Source organism: Oscillospiraceae bacterium, from assembly GCA_035380125.1.
Classification (GTDB): Bacteria; Bacillota; Clostridia; order Oscillospirales; family JAKOTC01; genus DAOPZJ01.
In genome coordinates this window covers 54,612-71,756 of the sequence record DAOSWV010000002.1, presented here as the reverse complement: position 1 = coordinate 71,756, position 17,145 = coordinate 54,612, and the positions used below count along the sequence as shown (strand labels likewise).

General features: G+C 52.1%; 13 protein-coding genes and 1 riboswitch. Of the genes, 7 read left to right on the top strand and 6 right to left on the bottom strand.

The window, feature by feature from the left end; all coding sequences use genetic code 11:
* Positions 1–5: 5 nt before the first annotated feature.
* Positions 6–2,813: an excinuclease ABC subunit UvrA gene (gene uvrA, locus PK629_00945; GenBank protein ID HOP10037.1), complete on the top strand. Its 2,808-nt coding sequence runs from the start codon at positions 6–8 to the stop codon at positions 2,811–2,813.
* A 92-nt stretch (positions 2,814–2,905) separates the two neighbouring features.
* Here the strand turns inward: uvrA and PK629_00940 are convergent, their stop codons facing one another.
* The gene (locus PK629_00940) at positions 2,906–3,394 is read right to left on the bottom strand and encodes a DUF1003 domain-containing protein (protein HOP10036.1); all 489 of its coding nucleotides are present in this window, start codon (positions 3,392–3,394) and stop codon (positions 2,906–2,908) included.
* A gap of 153 nt (positions 3,395–3,547) precedes the next feature.
* Positions 3,548–5,197 (bottom strand): hypothetical protein, encoded by a 1,650-nt coding sequence (locus tag PK629_00935; GenBank protein ID HOP10035.1) that lies wholly within the window; start codon positions 5,195–5,197, stop codon positions 3,548–3,550.
* 89 nt (positions 5,198–5,286) lie between these two features.
* Between PK629_00935 and PK629_00930 the strand changes: the two genes are divergently transcribed.
* Positions 5,287–5,772: a hypothetical protein gene (locus PK629_00930; GenBank protein ID HOP10034.1), complete on the top strand. Its 486-nt coding sequence runs from the start codon at positions 5,287–5,289 to the stop codon at positions 5,770–5,772.
* Between the two features lie 79 nt (positions 5,773–5,851).
* Positions 5,852–6,037 carry an alpha/beta-type small acid-soluble spore protein gene (locus tag PK629_00925; protein HOP10033.1) on the top strand — a complete coding sequence of 62 codons (186 nt, stop codon included), beginning with the start codon at positions 5,852–5,854 and terminating at the stop codon, positions 6,035–6,037.
* Positions 6,038–6,570: 533 nt separating this feature from the next.
* Here PK629_00925 and PK629_00920 read toward each other — a convergent pair.
* Complete coding sequence (locus tag PK629_00920; protein ID HOP10032.1) at positions 6,571–7,275, bottom strand: hypothetical protein; 705 nt, start codon at positions 7,273–7,275, stop codon at positions 6,571–6,573.
* A 174-nt stretch (positions 7,276–7,449) separates the two neighbouring features.
* Between PK629_00920 and PK629_00915 the strand changes: the two genes are divergently transcribed.
* Positions 7,450–8,163, top strand: a complete 714-nt coding sequence (locus tag PK629_00915; protein ID HOP10031.1) for a tRNA 2-thiocytidine biosynthesis TtcA family protein — start codon at positions 7,450–7,452, stop codon at positions 8,161–8,163.
* Positions 8,164–8,422: 259 nt separating this feature from the next.
* Positions 8,423–9,361 carry a hypothetical protein gene (locus PK629_00910; protein HOP10030.1) on the top strand — a complete coding sequence of 313 codons (939 nt, stop codon included), beginning with the start codon at positions 8,423–8,425 and terminating at the stop codon, positions 9,359–9,361.
* A gap of 58 nt (positions 9,362–9,419) precedes the next feature.
* On the opposite strand, the gene PK629_00905 is transcribed toward PK629_00910, so the two are convergent.
* Positions 9,420–11,531 carry an ABC transporter ATP-binding protein gene (locus PK629_00905; protein HOP10029.1) on the bottom strand — a complete coding sequence of 704 codons (2,112 nt, stop codon included), beginning with the start codon at positions 11,529–11,531 and terminating at the stop codon, positions 9,420–9,422.
* 1 nt (position 11,532) lies between these two features.
* Entirely contained in the window at positions 11,533–13,254 is a 1,722-nt protein-coding gene (locus PK629_00900; protein ID HOP10028.1) for an ABC transporter ATP-binding protein, read from the bottom strand.
* A 280-nt stretch (positions 13,255–13,534) separates the two neighbouring features.
* Here PK629_00900 and PK629_00895 point away from each other — a divergent pair, with 280 nt between their 5' ends.
* Positions 13,535–14,479, top strand: a complete 945-nt coding sequence (locus tag PK629_00895; GenBank protein HOP10027.1) for a DMT family transporter — start codon at positions 13,535–13,537, stop codon at positions 14,477–14,479.
* A 107-nt stretch (positions 14,480–14,586) separates the two neighbouring features.
* A riboswitch (Lysine riboswitch) is annotated at positions 14,587–14,752 on the top strand.
* Between the two features lie 284 nt (positions 14,753–15,036).
* Complete coding sequence (locus tag PK629_00890; protein ID HOP10026.1) at positions 15,037–16,536, top strand: Na+/H+ antiporter NhaC family protein; 1,500 nt, start codon at positions 15,037–15,039, stop codon at positions 16,534–16,536.
* A gap of 54 nt (positions 16,537–16,590) precedes the next feature.
* On the opposite strand, the gene PK629_00885 is transcribed toward PK629_00890, so the two are convergent.
* Positions 16,591–17,049 carry a 23S rRNA (pseudouridine(1915)-N(3))-methyltransferase RlmH gene (locus PK629_00885; GenBank protein ID HOP10025.1) on the bottom strand — a complete coding sequence of 153 codons (459 nt, stop codon included), beginning with the start codon at positions 17,047–17,049 and terminating at the stop codon, positions 16,591–16,593.
* Positions 17,050–17,145: the final 96 nt, after the last annotated feature.

Sequence of the window (17,145 nt, the reverse complement as noted above, 5' to 3'; positions counted from 1 at the left end):
ATACAATCTATATCAAAGGCGCGAAAGAGAATAACCTCAAAAACGTCGACCTCGAAATCCCGCGTGATCAATTAATCGTCTTCACAGGCGTATCGGGCAGCGGCAAATCATCTTTGGCGTTTGATACCATCTACGCCGAGGGTCAGCGCCGCTACGTCGAATCGCTGTCGTCATATGCCCGCCAGTTTTTAGGGCAAATGGACAAGCCTGAGGTCGAGCAGATCGACGGCCTCTCTCCGGCCATCTCGATCGACCAGAAGACCACGAACAATAACCCCCGTTCGACAGTCGGCACGGTCACCGAGATCTACGATTACCTGCGCCTTCTCTATTCCCGCATCGGTATTCCGCACTGCCCGATCTGCGGTGCAATCATCAAGCGTCAAAGCGTCGACCAGATCGTCAACCGCATTATGGAACTGCCCATCGGCACAAAGATTCAAATTCTTGCGCCGATCATCCGCGCGAAAAAAGGTGAACACGTCAAGGAACTCTCGGGCGCCTCGCGCAGCGGTTTTGTGCGCGCCCGTATCGACGGCTCCATCTACGATCTTTCCGAGGAGATCTTCCTCGATAAAAATAAAAAGCATACGATCGAAATCATCGTCGACCGTCTGATGATCAACGAGGAGGCTCCGAGCCGCCTCTCGGGTTCGGTCGAGACCGCAGCGGCGCTGTCAAAAGGGCTGGTCACGGTACTCTACGACGACGATCAGGAGATGTTGTTCTCCCAGAATTACGCCTGCCCCGAACACGATATCGGCCTCGAAGAACTGACCCCGCGCGCGTTCTCCTTCAACAACCCCTATGGGGCCTGTTCCAAATGTTCCGGCCTGGGCATTTTAATGAAAATTGACCCGTCGAAGGTCGTTCCTGCGCCGCTGCTCTCAATTCGCGAGGGTGCCATCCGTGCCGGCGGTTGGAATTACGATGCCGGTGGTGTATGTCAGATGTATTTCGAGGGACTTGCATCCCACTACGGCTTTTCACTCGACGTGCCCTATCACACGCTGCCCGACAAAGCCAAAGAAGTTTTAATGTACGGCACCAACGGCGAAAAAATCCAACTGCGCTATAACGGCGCGGGGGCACATACGAGCTATATGCACGATTTCGAGGGCATCATCAACAACCTCAACCGCCGCTATGCCGAAACCACAAGCGACTATTCCAAAAAGGAAATCGAGTCGATGATGAGCAGTGAGGAATGTCCCGAATGCCGCGGAGACCGGCTCAAGCCCGAAATTTTAGCCGTGACCGTCGGCGATAAGAATATCAGCGATCTGTGCAAACTCCCGATCACCGATATGATCGTGTTCTTCGATAACCTCAAACTCTCCAAAACCGAAATGCTGATCGCCGAACGCATCATCCGGGAAGTCGAGACCCGCCTCGGATTTTTGCGCGACGTCGGTCTGGAATATCTGACCCTGTCGCGTTCAGCCTCGACCTTGTCGGGCGGTGAGGGGCAGCGCATCCGTTTGGCCACACAGGTCGGCTCAGGCTTAACCGGCGTTTTATACATCCTCGACGAACCCAGCATCGGCCTGCATCAGCGCGACAACGCCAAACTGCTCGCCACGCTCAAAGGGCTGCGCGATCTCGGCAACACCTTAATTGTTGTCGAACACGACGAGGAGACCATGCGCGAAGCCGATACCATTGTCGACATCGGTCCTTTCGCAGGCATTCACGGCGGCGAAGTGCTTTACGTCGGCCCACCGGCGGGATTGAAGGACTGCAAAAACTCCCTGACTTCCGACTATCTGTTCGGACGCAAGGCCATCGAAGTGCCCTACCGCCGCCGCAAGCCCATCGGCCAATTAAAAATCATCGGCGCGGCGGAAAACAACTTAAAAAATATCGACGTTGATATCCCGCTTGGGGTCATCACCTGCGTCACGGGCGTGTCGGGCAGCGGCAAATCGTCGCTGGTCAATGATATCCTGTTTCGCTACCTGTCGCATGAACTCAACGGCAGCAACCAGCGAGCGGGTAAATTCGAGCGCATCGAGGGTATTGAACAGCTGGACAAAGTCATCGATATCGACCAGTCGCCGATCGGCAGGACCCCGCGCTCCAACCCGGCCACTTACACCGGTCTGTTCACCGATATCCGCGATCTGTTTACCCGCACGCAGGACGCCAGAGCGCACGGCTTCGGCCCGGGGCGGTTCTCGTTCAATGTGCGCGGCGGACGCTGCGAAGCCTGTCAGGGCGACGGTATTATTAAAATTGAAATGCACTTTTTGCCCGACGTCTACGTTCCCTGCGAGGTCTGCGGCGGCAGACGGTATAATAAAGAGACCCTTGAAGTCAAATTCAAGGGCAAGAACATCTATGAAGTGCTAGAGATGACCGTCGACGAAGGCGTCGAATTTTTTACAAGCATTCCGAAAATCCACAAAAAGCTGAAAGTCCTACAGGAAGTCGGCCTCGGCTATATCAAACTCGGACAGTCAGCGACGACGCTTTCGGGCGGGGAGGCGCAGCGCGTCAAACTGTCCGCGGAACTCTCGCGCCGTTCGACCGGCAAGACGATTTACCTGCTCGACGAGCCGACCACCGGCCTGCACACCGCCGACGTTCACAAACTGGTCGAAGTGCTGCACAAACTGGTCACCGGCGGTAACACGATTGTCATTATTGAGCACAATCTCGACGTGATCAAAGTCGCCGACCACATCATTGATCTCGGCCCCGAGGGCGGCGACAAGGGCGGCGAAGTGGTCGCCGTCGGCACCCCCGAGCAGGTCATGAAATGCGAAAAGTCTTACACCGGCCAGTATCTCAAACGCGTTTTGAAAAAATAGATAAATCCGAAATCCTGTTCGCCTCTTATCTCCCTTGTCAAAGGGAGGTGGCGTGCGTATCCGGTCGCACGACGGGGGGATTCAATTTATTGTTATTTCTTCTCGATATGTTTTAAAATCCGCTCCTGATTTTTAATCAGCAGATCGATTTTTTCATGCAGATCGGCGAGGATCAACTCGTTTTTCAAATTGACCTTGTAATCGTTCTCGGCGCGGGCACGGTCTTTTTCCTCCTGCCGGTTCTGACTCATCATAATCAGTGGGGCTTGAATTGCCGCGACGCACGACAGCAGCAGATTGAGCAGAATGAACGGATACGGGTCGAATGCGCCCGTATAGAGCAAGATGTTGAGCACAATCCACACCAGCATCACACCCATAAAACTGCCGATAAATCCCCAGCTGCCCGCGAATCTGGCGACCCCGTCCGCCGCCCGCTGCCCAAACGTCCCCTTTTCCTGTTCGGCGTCGATATTCAAAGAGACCTTTTTCTCGAGCAGCAGATGCATCAGCTGTTCGTCGCCGAGTTCCTGATCGGTACTCTTAACCAGTTCGTGAATCAGCTTTTTCTTGTTTTGCATCAAATCACCTCATAAGAAATAAAAAAATGGAATATCGTAGGGGCGCACCTGCGTGTGCTCCCGCGTATTTTACGGAATCTCGGGCGCACACGCAGGTGCGCCCCTACACTTGATAAAACGGCGGGCCCAAAGGCCCGCCGGTATTTCTTAACTCTATATGGTTTGATCCGTGCCGTATTTGACGGTCACAGTGCGGTTCTGCGGAGTCAGTCCCGTCATTGCGATGGTGAACGCCTTGGGGTCGCCCTGAATCGAACCGCGCATATTCTTGGCATAGTGATGGGTGCGGAATCCGCCGTCGACAATGAATTTCACATGATTATCGAACGTATAAGCCGCGTGCCCATGGTTGAGGAAAACATAATCGCCTTCACGGGTAAACATATCGACACTGTCGCTGGCCAAAATTCCGCCCGCGTCGAACATCAGTTCCAGCTTGACCGGGATGTTGTCGCAGCCGCCGGCAGTCAGTTCGATCTCAAGCTTTTTATCGTACATGCGAATATCGAACGAGACGTCAAAATCCTGCATACAGACGTCAGCGCGCTTGGTATGGTCCATCTCACGCCAATTCGACGTGCCCTGCGGCACTTCCAGCGGACGTTTATAGCCCCAAGTTTGGTGGTAAGTCAGGCGATAACCGCCGTCGATCGGCGTCAGGGTCTGCGGTACAAACTGTGCCAACGGCCCGAAGAAGGAACCGGCGAACCGGATATACATGCGCTTATCGGCAAACTGCAGTTTTGCAAATAACGGGCGTTCTTTGACCAACGTCAACGTCGCATCACCCTCGCGTTTACGCAAAATGCCGCTCTCGACAAAAAGCTTTTCGTATTCAAACGACGGTTTCAGCGTCTTCTGCGCCAACATCTTTTGTTCAAGTGCGGGATCCATCAAGAACGGAATCATCGAGCAGGCGTGACCCGTCTTTTTCAACAGATAATCGGCGACCCACGCGAATTCGGCATTTCCGGTGATCAGCGCCATCCGCAGGTAATTGTCTGTGTATTTTTCAAACGGCGGTTCGGTGCCGAAATCCTGCCGTGTCGAATTCATCGTGTTGATCGTATCGTCCGGTTCGATGTATTTCAGCACCATCATCAGGTTGCGGGTGACGTGGTCAAACATCTCGGGCATATTCAGTTCTTTGCCGATGATAATCAGGGAATTGTTGCAGGCGATGTTGTAAACACCGGCGCTGCGTTCGGTATATTCGCCGTTCTCGTCATTATCGATACCCTCGGCGAGGAATTTATTGAGATGAATAAGGCATTTCTCATCGCCTAAAATATTATAGCAGTATGCCAGCGCCGAACTGACGACCCAGCGATGGTTGGGTGTATGGAATCCGCAGTTGACCATGGCACGGGCGCTGCGTTTTAAAAATTCGCGTATCATGTCGCCGACTTCTTCTTCGGCTTCGGTGTGTTCGGTGAATTTCTGCAGCAGCAGATAGGCCGGCGCAAGGTTCTGAATCGAAAAAGCGTTGCTGGTGGAATCATGGAAATTGGTCTCCATCAGGTCAATCGTTCCGTCGTCGTTGGTATGCGCAAGCGAATAAGCCATTGCGATCTTGGCTCTGTGCAGCAGTTCCGAATTCTTATACCATTTGGTATACGGGTTATAATAAGCGGTGACAAACGTGGTGGCGCAGCCGCAGCCCTCGCCCGGCTCGTTAAAGCCCTTGGCGAAATTCGGCACCACGCCAAAGCACTCGCTGTTGTCGTCCAGACATTGGGCGTTGAGCAGTTTCCCGACCGCAAGTTCAAACTTGGGCAGGGATTCTCTGAAATGATTTAACATATCATTCTTCCTTTCTTCCCCCGAAAAGGTTCGCAAAAAGTATATCACCCGCAATGGGATAAGTCAACCTGAAAAGGATCGGTGAACGCTTGAAATTTACGGTGATCTGCCCTGAAAATCTCGAAAAAGTACAAAAATATACCTATGAAATGGACCGATCTCTCAAAGAGCGGATTCAATTTTTGCCGTCATCTGCATCAGCTTCGGAATCGACTTCAATCGAAACCGATTTGCTGATTCTTTTCGATGAAAAAGAGTCGATCTGCGATAACAGTATCTGCGATTCAACTGTCGACAATACTTTCATTCCGAAGGCAAAAATCACCGTTGTCTGCGGCGATGGCATCCGAGGCGATCTGCGCTGCGGGCTCGGAACGGACTGCGTTCTGACCTTTTCGAGTTTGCAGAAAAATCATCTGCAAATTTGCCTTCTGCACCCGGTTCGCTGCCTTGACGGCCATCTTTGCGAACCGTTTGAATTTTCCTTCCGGGGCAGCGTCGGCAACGCGTATCCGCTGCTTGCGGCGGCAGCGGTAAAAATTCTATGTTCATCGGTCCGTAAATTACCAGAGTAAAGGTCCCTGTGCGTGCAAAACTAAGAGCGAGCCCGAAATGGCTATTTTCAGCTTTCGGGTACGTTTACGAAGGGAGTAAATGAAAGTGAGTAATAAAAGCGGCAACAGCAAAAATGTCCGTGACACCTTGAATCGTTTCAAGATGGAATCTTCCAAGGAACTGGGTGTCGACCTCTCCAACATCGACACACTTACCACTGTCCAGGCCGGATCGGTCGGCGGCAGAATGGTTCAGAAGATGATCAACATCGCTAAGAACTCTTAGGTAAAACTAAACGAACTTGCAACGGCCTTCTGGTCGGCATCAAACGCGAAAGCGGGAGTTGCCTCTGCCGTAAGGATATTTCTGGCGGGGTTGATTGCAAAACGGGTGGGACTAACGTCCCCTCGCTTAGGAGAACGGGCTTCTGCCCGTTCTCTTTTTTTCGGCGGCGGGCAGTGCCCGCTCACAAACGCGTCAAGGAATCTGCTATCCGTAAACTTGATAGCGCGTGCTTCCGACCTCGGTTCTTTTCGGTAGGGAGCGACGCCCCCGTCGCTCCGTCGGCATGATACCGGATTCAAACGCGTCATAAAAATTGCTGTCCGTTAACTTGATAGCGCGCGCTTTCGACCTCGGTTTTTTCGGTAGGGAGCGACGCCTCCGTCGCTCCGACGGCATGATGCTCGGTGTTTCTCTGTAGGGAGCGATGATTCGGCGCTCAGGCGGTGCGGGCGGCCACATGGGCCCGCCCCTACGGTATATCATTCCCGCCGCGCAACACCGCCCCTCTTCTTATCAATTCCTTATCATTCCGGTTATAAAGCCGTCCCGAACCGCTCGATGTCGGTAAATGAAATCACTTTCCCGCGCGAAAACAATTTCCGCGGCGGAAGCGCGGCCAATCCATACATCCCCGACAGCGTATGGCAGGCGGCGATAAAATCGGTCGGGTCCACCTCCGCAGGTACGGCAACGGCGGGCGGAACTGCGGGCAATGCCCAATCTACAGTCAGTCCGGCGGCAAAAAAATCCGGCGCGTTGGTAAAAATCACGGCGCGCTCAATGATTTCCGCAGGCGGCGCACCGAGACCGGCCAGCCCCGAAAACGAGACAATCATATTACAATCGGAAATCGCCCCGAATCCGGTTTCCGCATCGATCAGCACCGTCTCGCAAAATCGTTCGAAACGCATTGCGAGCGACAGGTCGCCTGACGGCTCGATCACACCGACCATCCCGCCCAAATAACAGGCGCAGCGCAGCGCCGTATTCAACAAGACCTCTTTGATAAAATTTTCAGGCGAAAAATAGATAATTTCAGGCAAACGAAAGCCGCCCGCAACCGGACGTGGACTCATAAACGGACGCATCTGTTCAAACAACAGTGCTTGCGCCTCACCGTCACGGCCGGACCGCAGAAAAATTTCATAATACCGCACTGCTCCGACGCGGCATTGCATCAGCTCAACACTGCTGCGCGCGGGCTGCCCTCTCAAAAACGCGGGCCGCGCGATTCTCAAAATCCCAAACACCGCTTCACCTCTAACCCGTCGTTCTTATCAGAATATGCAAAAATGAATAATGATAAGCCGCTTTCACAGGTAAAAGCGTAAAATTCCCATTTCTTTCACCCGCGCCCTCTCCCTTGCCCCGATTCTGCAAATATGTTATATTAGTGAAAAGGAGGCGAGCGCTTGCAAAAGGTCTTGAGCTTAGTCCGCAAAGCGGTACAGGAATATGATATGATCGCCGACGGCGACAAAATTGCGGTCGGCGTTTCGGGCGGCAAAGACAGTATGCTGACGTTAACCGCCCTGGCGGCGCTTCGCCGTTTTTACCCCATAAAATATGACGTTATTGCCGTGATGATTGATCTGCGTTTCGACGGCACAGAGACCGACACCACGGAAATTCAAAGATATTGCGACTCGTTAGGCGTGCCTTTCTATGTCAAACGTACCGAAATCGGCCAAATCGTCTTCGACATCCGCAAGGAGGAAAACCCCTGCTCGCTCTGCGCCAAAATGCGGCGCGGCGCGCTGCACGATTTCGCCAAAGAACTCGGCTGCAACAAAGTCGCCCTCGGCCATCACGCCGACGACGCCGCTGAGACCTTTTTAATGAACCTGTTTATCGAGGGTCGCGTCGGCTGCTACAGCCCGGTCACTTATCTGTCACGCAAGGATATCACGGTTATCCGCCCGCTTTCGTGGATGCGCGAATGGGAGGTCTCTTCGGCGGTCAAGCGGCTCGGCATTCCGGTATTAAAAAATAAATGCCCGCACGACCACGAAGGTCAGCGCAAACAGACCAAAGCGTTTTTAAGCGAACTCGAAAAGACCCGTTTCCCCGAAGCCCGCGAACGCATCCTCGGCGCCATGCGCCGCGATCACATTTCCGGCTGGTGACCGACACCATTCCCGAGCGCGCAGAGGTTGTTCCTCATTATAAAAAAGTCCGATCTCCAAATTCCATCATTATTCCCCTTAATTCGACACAGATAAATAGTGTTAATTTAATAAAATCATATTATGGCAATATATGGTTGAACTTTTAAAATGGCATGGTATAATATGGTTATCCTACAAATATTTCTCAAGGAGGCTGCTTATGATTGTAAGATAACATCATTCATTAAATAATAAATTTAAAAGGGGAAAAGCAAATATGAAAAAAATCTTTATGATCATCCCGATATGTCTTTTACTTTTTTGTGCTTGCGGACAAGGAAATGTAAACGGCACTATGTCTTCATTATCGGAAATCTCCTCGGAGAGTGCAGCCACTGTTTCTTCGGTTAACTCTACTGCCTCTTCAGAACAACTAGCATCTCAAATTTCTGTGACCCCGGAAGAACTTGATGCTATCTCTGAAAAATACCTGTCAGAATCAGGATATGAAGCCATGGGTTGTTGGGGTGATGTTAATTCGTTCAGGGACGAACTAATATTCCGATTGGATTTACAACTAGATTCAAAGTTTCACTGTTCCGATAAAACAGATGTAGTATTAGCTTATTATACGCTGCTTGATGAGGTCGATTGGTCCGATTGGGATCATAGAAAAATCTACAACGCAAGAATTGATAAGGTTATATTAGGTGATCTAAAAATCGGTGACGAGGTGACTATCGGCGTATACGGAATACAGGGAACAGGTTACGGATATTTAAATGCCGGAACCCTCCCCGCTTCAACGGGTGACCGTTGCTTCGGATTTTTATTCAGAGGACACAACGATCCCAACAAAGCCGGAAAAAACACCGGAATTCAAGACGATTATTACGATCTCGGAAGTGCTCACGCGGCGCTGGTGGAGGAAATCGGCGGAAAAGATCGACTGATATATTTATCCGATATTCAAGGTGGTCAGTGGTTCACAGAAAAGCGTCTTGATGATCTTCTGCCCGATCATAATTACACAGTCGTTACTCTTGACAGCAAAGCCGATCCGAATTATCCGACGATGACAGCTGCCATCGTCGACCCGGAACCGATTGAGCAAGCTCTTGCCGCGCTTTATCAAGACGTCATCTCAACGGTGGATTTTTCTTATTATGGATCGGCTTACGGTCTGCCGAATTCCCAAGTAACAACGATAAATTAAATTACGAGGTAGCTTTGCCACCCCGTAATTTTTTCTGTCAGATAAATGCTGATTTGACTTACGCGATATTGTTCTCCTCGGGCTTTCCGAGGAACTGGCTGCGATAGAGGTCGGCGTAGAAGCCGTTCTGCGCCATCAGTTGCTCGTGCGAACCGGTCTCGACGATGTCGCCGTGATTCATCACGAGGATATTGTCGGCATTGCGGATCGTCGAAAGCCGGTGCGCAATGACGAAACTCGTTCTGCCCTTCATCAGCCCGTGCATGGCCTCCTGAATCAACACTTCGGTGCGGGTATCGACCGAAGAGGTCGCCTCGTCCAGAATCAGAATCGCCGGGTCTTTCAGCACCGCACGCGCAATGGTCAGCAGCTGCCGCTGACCCTGTGAGATGTTACCCGCGTCTTCACGGATGATTGTGTCGTAACCGTCGGGCAGTGTGCGGATAAAGTGATCGGCGCAGGCAGCTTTCGCGGCTTCGACAATGGCCTCATGATCCGGGTGATCCGACCCATAGGCGATGTTCTCCTCAATGGTACCGTTAAACAGCCAGGTATCCTGCAGCACCATGCCGAACAGGTCACGCAGTTCTTCACGATTCATTTCGGCGATATCAACGCCGTCGACCGTGATCTTGCCGCCGTCCAGTTCATAAAACCGCATCAGCAAATTGACCAACGTGGTCTTGCCGGCGCCGGTCGGCCCGACGATGGCGATGGTCTGACCGGGTTTAACGTCGAGGGAGATGCCGTGAATCAGAGTTTTATCGGGGTCATAACCAAATTGAATCGAGTCGAACCGGACCTCGCCTTTGGGCTGTTCGAGTTTCGGCGCGTCCTCAGCGTCGGGGCTCTGTTCGGGCTGTTCCAGCACCTCGAAGACCCGCTCCGCGGCGGCCATGGTCGACTGCATGATGTTGACAATCTGCGCCACCTGTGAAATCGGCTGATTAAACTGGCGCGAATACTGGATGAACGCCTGAATGCTGCCGATCATGATCGTGCCCTTGGAGGCGATGATGCCGCCCGCCACACAGACCCCGACATAAACGATGTTGCCGATAAAGCCGACCATCGGCATCATACTGCCGGACACAAACTGCGCCTTCCAGCCGTTTTGATAGAGTTCCTCGTTGCTGCGCTCAAATTCCTCGATAGCGGTCTTCTCATAGTTATAAGCCTTGACCACATTGTGGCAGCCGTACATTTCCTCGACGTGACCGTTGATCTGTCCGAGGGATTTCTGCTGTCCGCGGAAATACTTCTGGGAGCGTTTTGTGATAAAAATCGTAATCCCGAGTGATAACGGCAGCGACGCCAGTGTAATCAGCGTCATCGCCCCGCTGATGGTCAGCATCATATAGAGGATACCGACGATCATCACCACCGACGAAATGATCTGCGTCAGCGACTGCTGCAGTGATCGGCTGACCGTGTCGACGTCGTTGGTCACGCGCGACAGGATATCACCGTGGGATTGGGAGTCGAAATATTTGAGCGGCAGCTTGATCAGTTTGGCATTGACGTCGCTGCGCATCTTAAAGACGACCTTCTGCGTGATACCCACCATCACAAACACCTGAATGAACATGCACACGGCAGCTGCCGTATACAGCGCGATCAGCGTGAGGGCGATTGTGCCGAGTTCGGAAAAATCCACCGTACCGCCGGTCTCGGCGATATTTTGAATAATCTCATCGTAATATTCCGCAGCCAGTGCCATATTTCCCGCCGGAGAATCGTCACTTTCGGGCATATTCTTCAGTAATTCGACAATCTGCCTGAACGACTCTGCCTTTTGAGCGTTGTCGGTGCACTGGGAGAGCGGCGTAATCCCGTAAGCTGTCATCGCCGCCGCAAACTGCGCGTTGTCCTCGGCCTCGGTCATCATCGTGACCGCCGTCTTGGACATATAGCCGACCATCAGGGTGTTGGTGGCGTTACCCAAAATTTTCGGCGTGGTCAGCGAAAACACCGTCGAAGCAATGGTCAGCACCAGCACGACGATCAACGCAAAACCGTGCGGTTTCAGATATTGAGCCAGCTTTTTGAATGTCCCCTTGAAATCCTTTGCTTTCCCGCCGGCCATCATACCGTGGGGGCCCATGCCGGGTCCACGCATGGCACGCTGCTGTTTATATTCGTTTCCGTAATTCTTTTCACGCGCCGCCATCTCAGCCCACCTCCTTCGCAAGCTGCGAGGATGCGATCTCACGATAGATATCGCAGCTCTTCATCAGCTCTTCGTGGGTTCCGATACCGGCAATTTGCCCTTCGTTCAGCACGAGTATCCGGTCTGCATTCATAATCGTATTAATGCGCTGGGCAATAACGATGATCGTCGCGTCTCCCGTGTCTTTTTTCAGCGCCTCGCGCAGCATCGCGTCGGTTTTGAAGTCCAACGCCGAAAAACTGTCGTCAAAGATGAAAATCTCCGGTTTCTTGGCGATTGCCCGGGCAATGGAGATGCGCTGCTTCTGACCGCCCGAAAGGTTGGTTCCGCTCTGAGTGATCTCGGCATTCATCCCGTCTTCGCGGCCCGAGATGAATTCCTCGGCCTGTGCGGTTTTAGCGGCTGCCGCCGCCTGTTCGTCTGTCACATCGGGATTTCCGAACTTGATATTGTCCATGATCGTGCCGGTGACCAGTTTTGCGGTCTGCGGCACAAAGCCGATGCGGCTGTGCAGATCCGCCTGAGTCATCTCACGCACATCGGTGCCGTCGACCAAAACCTGACCGCCGCTGACGTCAAAAAAGCGCATCAGCAGCCCGCCGATAGTAGACTTGCCCGAGCCGGTGCCGCCGATGATGGCCACGGTCTCCCCGCGCTTTGCGGTAAAGCTGATTCCGGATAAAGTCGGCTGTTCCGCACCGGGATAGGCAAAGGTCACGTTGTCGAATACGACCCCGCCGGTTTTCTCGGGGCTGACGGGGGTTTCAGGGTCATGAAGCGTGTTTTCGCTGGCCAGCACCTCCCAAATACGCGCACCGGAAGCGGCGGCTCTGGGAAGCATCATAAAGATAAATCCGAACATTAAGAACGAGAACAGAATCTGAATCGCATATTGGATAAACGCCATCATTCCGCCGAGATCCATCTCGCCCGAATCAATCAGCGGGCCCGCAAACCAGACGATGCCCAGCTGCGTCATGTTCATGATAAGCATCATCAGGGGCATCATCACACCCATGACCCGCTGCGCTTTCAAAGAGACATCGGTCAGCTCAACATTTGCTTTTTCAAACCGCTCGGTCTGGCGGTCGTCACGTCCGAACGCCCGGATCACCCGAACGCCGGTCAGCCCCTCGCGCAGCACCAAGTTCATCTTGTCAAGGCGCTCCTGCATCTGCTTGAAATATTTCGTCGTCAGCTTGATCACAACCGTGACGATGATCAAAATCACCGGAATCGAGACCGCTAAAATCCAGGTCAGCTTGGTGCTTTTTGCCGAGCCCTTGATAATACCGCCGATCATCGTGATCGGGGCGGAGACCATGATGCGCAGCATCATAACCACGAATATACCCATCTGCTGAATGTCGTTGGTCGAGCGGGTAATCAGGGAAGCCGTCGAAAAGCTGTCGAACTGGGCTATGGAAAACCCTTCGACCTTGTTAAAGACCATGCTGCGCAAATCGCGGGCATATCCCGTGCCGATGCGCGAAGCCAGATAACCCGCCGTGACGGCCGCCACCATGCTGCCGAGTGCCACCAACAGCATCTGCCAGCCGATCTGCCAGATATACGGCACATCCTCTTTTAAAACGCCGTTGTTGATAATGTCGCTCATCAAATCAGGCAGTGTCAGATCGGCCATGCACTGCGCAAAAATCAGCACGATTGTCACCACAATCATCCAAGCATATTTCTTTAAGTACCTGAACAGTTTTATCATCTGTAATACATACCTTTCTGCGTTTCGCGCCGCAGTTCAGTTGTGCGAAACATAATCAGATTATATACATTTATCGGCTGTTATGCAACCCAAATTTACATAACAATCATATTATATATCATTCAAATATGTTAATCCTGTGATGATTGCAAAGGCAACCCGCTTTGTGTTATACTGATTTAACGCTTCGGCAGCCGTATCGGTGCAGCCCGGGTGGTATTATAATTCACACTGTGCGGCAACGACATTCACAAGCGCAATACAAATAACAGGGTATTTTATGAATAAATCAAACACAGAGAAAATCAAAGGCTCGGCATTTTTATTTTTTGCTTCCCTGATCTGGGGCTCGACATTTGTAGCCCAAAGCATGGGAATGGATTATATCCAACCGTTTACTTTCAATGCGGTCCGGTTTTTTATCGGCGGATTGGTTTTATTGCCGGTCATCGCGCTGTTCCGACGCGAACCCAAAGCGCTCTCCGCCGAAGATATCGCCAAAAAGGCAGTCGACCGGCGCAATCTGATTTGGGGCGGTGTCGTCTGCGGCGTATTGATTTTTGCAGCGACGGGTCTGCAGCAGATCGGTTTGGTGTATACAACTGCGGGCAAAGCGGGATTTCTGACCGCGCTGTATGTTGTTCTCGTTCCGATCATCGGTCTGTTTTTCAAAAAAAAGCCGAGTATCTTTTTATGGTTCGGCGTTGCCTTCGCGGTTACAGGCTTATATTTTTTAAGCATGAATGAACAGTTCACACTCGGAAACGGCGACCTGCCGGTGTTAATTTGCGCACTGATTTTCTCGTTTCAAATTCTGGCTGTTGATCATTACAGCCCGCTCGTCGACGGCGTTAAATTGTCCTGCATTCAATTTTTCGTCGCTTCTGTTCTTTCAACAGTCACGATGTTTTTGTTCGAAAAGCCCGATCTGACGTCAATCTGGTCGGCGCGCATGCCGCTGTTATACACCGGGATTTTGGCCTGCGGCATCGCCTATACCTTCCAAATCCTCGGGCAAAAGACCACGCCGCCCGCGGTGGCCTCGGTCGTTTTCGGTCTGGAATCGGTTTTTGCGGCTGTTTTTGGCTGGCTGATTTTGAACGAGCAGCTTACGCAACGCGAACTGTTCGGCGCAGGCCTGGTGCTTGTCGCCGTCATGCTGTCGCAGATCACACCCAAAAAGCGAGCCAGACTCCAATCCCGGAAAGCTTCGGCTAAACTTTGATCTTTCACCGTAATATTCTCTTTTCGGCAAAATTTCCGAAAAAGCTTGACAGCATTTTGAAGCTGTGTTACGATTTCCACATTATTTATTGTTTCGGGGTATCCCGGGACAATGGTAGAGGCGCGGCCGCTATCAGTACTCCGTAAAATGTCAGGGCAAGACGCGGAGAAAAGGAGCTGCCGCCGAAGCGCCGGATTGTCTGCCCGACATCCGCCGCTGGGCCGACGCAGAATATGCGTCGGACTGTCACGAATGTGGAGTGCTATCATTGCCGAAAACCGCCTTATGGCTGTGCACGCAATCCACATCTGCGTGTACGGCCTCTTCAATATTTTGAAGGGAAGAAATTGATGAGAACAAGAAGAGAAAAAAGAACCCGTCTGCTGGTATTCGCACTTGTCTGTGTGATGGCTGCATCGGTCTTCGGCATGGTGATGGGTGCGAGTGAAACCGCTGCACCGAATACCGATGTCATGACCGTGACCACCATCGCCGCACCCGAAGAGAGCGTTGCCGATACGGCCGTTGTCGAGACGGAACCCGCTCCGCAGAGCAACATGTACGCCACCTTCTGGGCATTGGTACCGCCCATCGTCGCCATCGCGCTCGCTCTTTTGACCAAAGAGGTTTACATCTCCCTGTTTATCGGTATTCTGACCGGAGCGTTGTTTTACAGCAACTTCAACCCGATGGGCACCGTCACCTCCATTTTCGAGGTCATGAGTGAAAAAGCCGGCGACCCCTGGAATGTCGGTATTTTGATTTTTCTGGTCATTCTCGGCATCATGGTCTCACTGATGACCAAGGCGGGCGGTTCGGCTGCATACGGCAGATGGGCCGCTAAAAAGATCAAAACCAAAGCGGGTGCCTCGCTTGCCACCGTGGGTCTCGGTGTCTTAATCTTCATCGACGACTATTTTAATTGCCTCACGGTCGGCAGCGTCATGCGTCCCGTGACCGACAAACATAAAATCTCCCGGGCAAAACTGGCCTATATCATCGATGCGACCGCAGCACCGGTCTGTATCATCGCCCCGATTTCGAGTTGGGCGGCAGCGGTGACCTCTTCGACCGAGGGCACGAATATCGACGGTTTTGCGATGTTCATCAAAGCCATCCCCTATAATTTCTACGCCATCCTCACAATCGTGATGTTGATTATGATCACACTGTTGAACTTCGATTTCGGTTCGATGAAAAGGCACGAGGTCAACGCGGCCAACGGCGATTTGTTCACAACCGACGCCAGACCCTATACCGAAGAACAGGCAGTATCCGAAAAAGGAAAGGTTCTTGACCTGGTGATTCCGGTCGTCCTGCTGATCGTCTGCTGCATTTTAGGCATGATCTATACCGGCGGATTCTTCGAAGGCGCAAGCTTTATCGAGGCCTTTGCCGGTTCCGATGCCTCGGTAGGCCTGGTTCTGGGTTCTTTTGCGGCGTTGGTGCTGACATTCCTTCTCTACATCCCAAGAAAAGTGATTTCATTCAAGGAATTCGCAGCCAGCATCCCTGAGGGTTTCAAGGCGATGGTTCCGGCAATTCTGATTCTGGTCTTTGCGTGGACGCTGTCCGGCTTCTGCCGTGACTGTCTGGGTGCCGGAGAATTTGTCGGCGGTGTGGTCGGCAACAGTGCAACCGCAAGCGCTTTCCTGCCCGCAATTTTGTTCCTTGTAGCCTTGGGCTTGGCCTTCTCAACCGGCACCTCCTGGGGGACGTTCGGCATTCTGATTCCGATTGTCATTGCCATCTTCCCCGAGATGAGCGAAATTCTGGTCATCACCATCTCGGCGTGTTTGGCCGGCGCGGTCTGCGGCGACCATGTCTCCCCGATCTCGGACACCACCATCATGGCGTCCGCAGGCGCACAGTGCGACCACATCAACCATGTCTCGACCCAAATGCCCTATGCCTTGTTGGTCGCCGGTGTGTCGTTTGTATGTTATATCGCCGCCGGTTTCCTGCAAAATGCTGTTATCATGCTCCCGATTTCCATTGTTTTAATGGGCGGCTTACTGCTGATCATGTATTTTTCGCAGAAAAAGAAAAGCGCTTAACACATCCCGATAAAGCAAGGGCCGGACGGTGAACCCGTCCGGCCCTTTGCTTTATCACTTGTCATATTTCCGTGCGCCTAAAATATCAAACGCCCGATAGAGCTGTTCCAATAACATAATCCGAAACAGTTGGTGCGGAAAGGTCATCTGCGAAAACGACAATTTCAAGTCAGCTGCCGCCTTGACCTCGTCGGACAGCCCATACGAACTGCCGATCATAAAGTTTAAAGCATTGATGCCGTTTGCAGAAAGTTCCGCAACCTTCTGTGCAAAGGCCTCCGAAGTCATCTCTTTACCCTCGATGCATAGAACGATGTTATACCCGTTCTTTGCTTTCTCAAGAATCTTTTTGCCCTCTTCAATCAGCTGCCGGTCTGCGGGTAAATCGTTTTTCGCCCCCAGCTCGACGATCTCCAGACTGCACGAAGCCGAGAGCCGCTTCTGATATTCTTTCTGCGCGTCGCGCAAAAAGGGTTCTTTAAGTCCGCCGACACAAATCACTTTAATATTCATAGCATTTTACCTTGCGCGACGCGCTTGCGTCCGCGCAGAAAGGGTTCTTTGAGTCCACCGATACAAATCACTTTAATATTCATAGCATTTTACCTT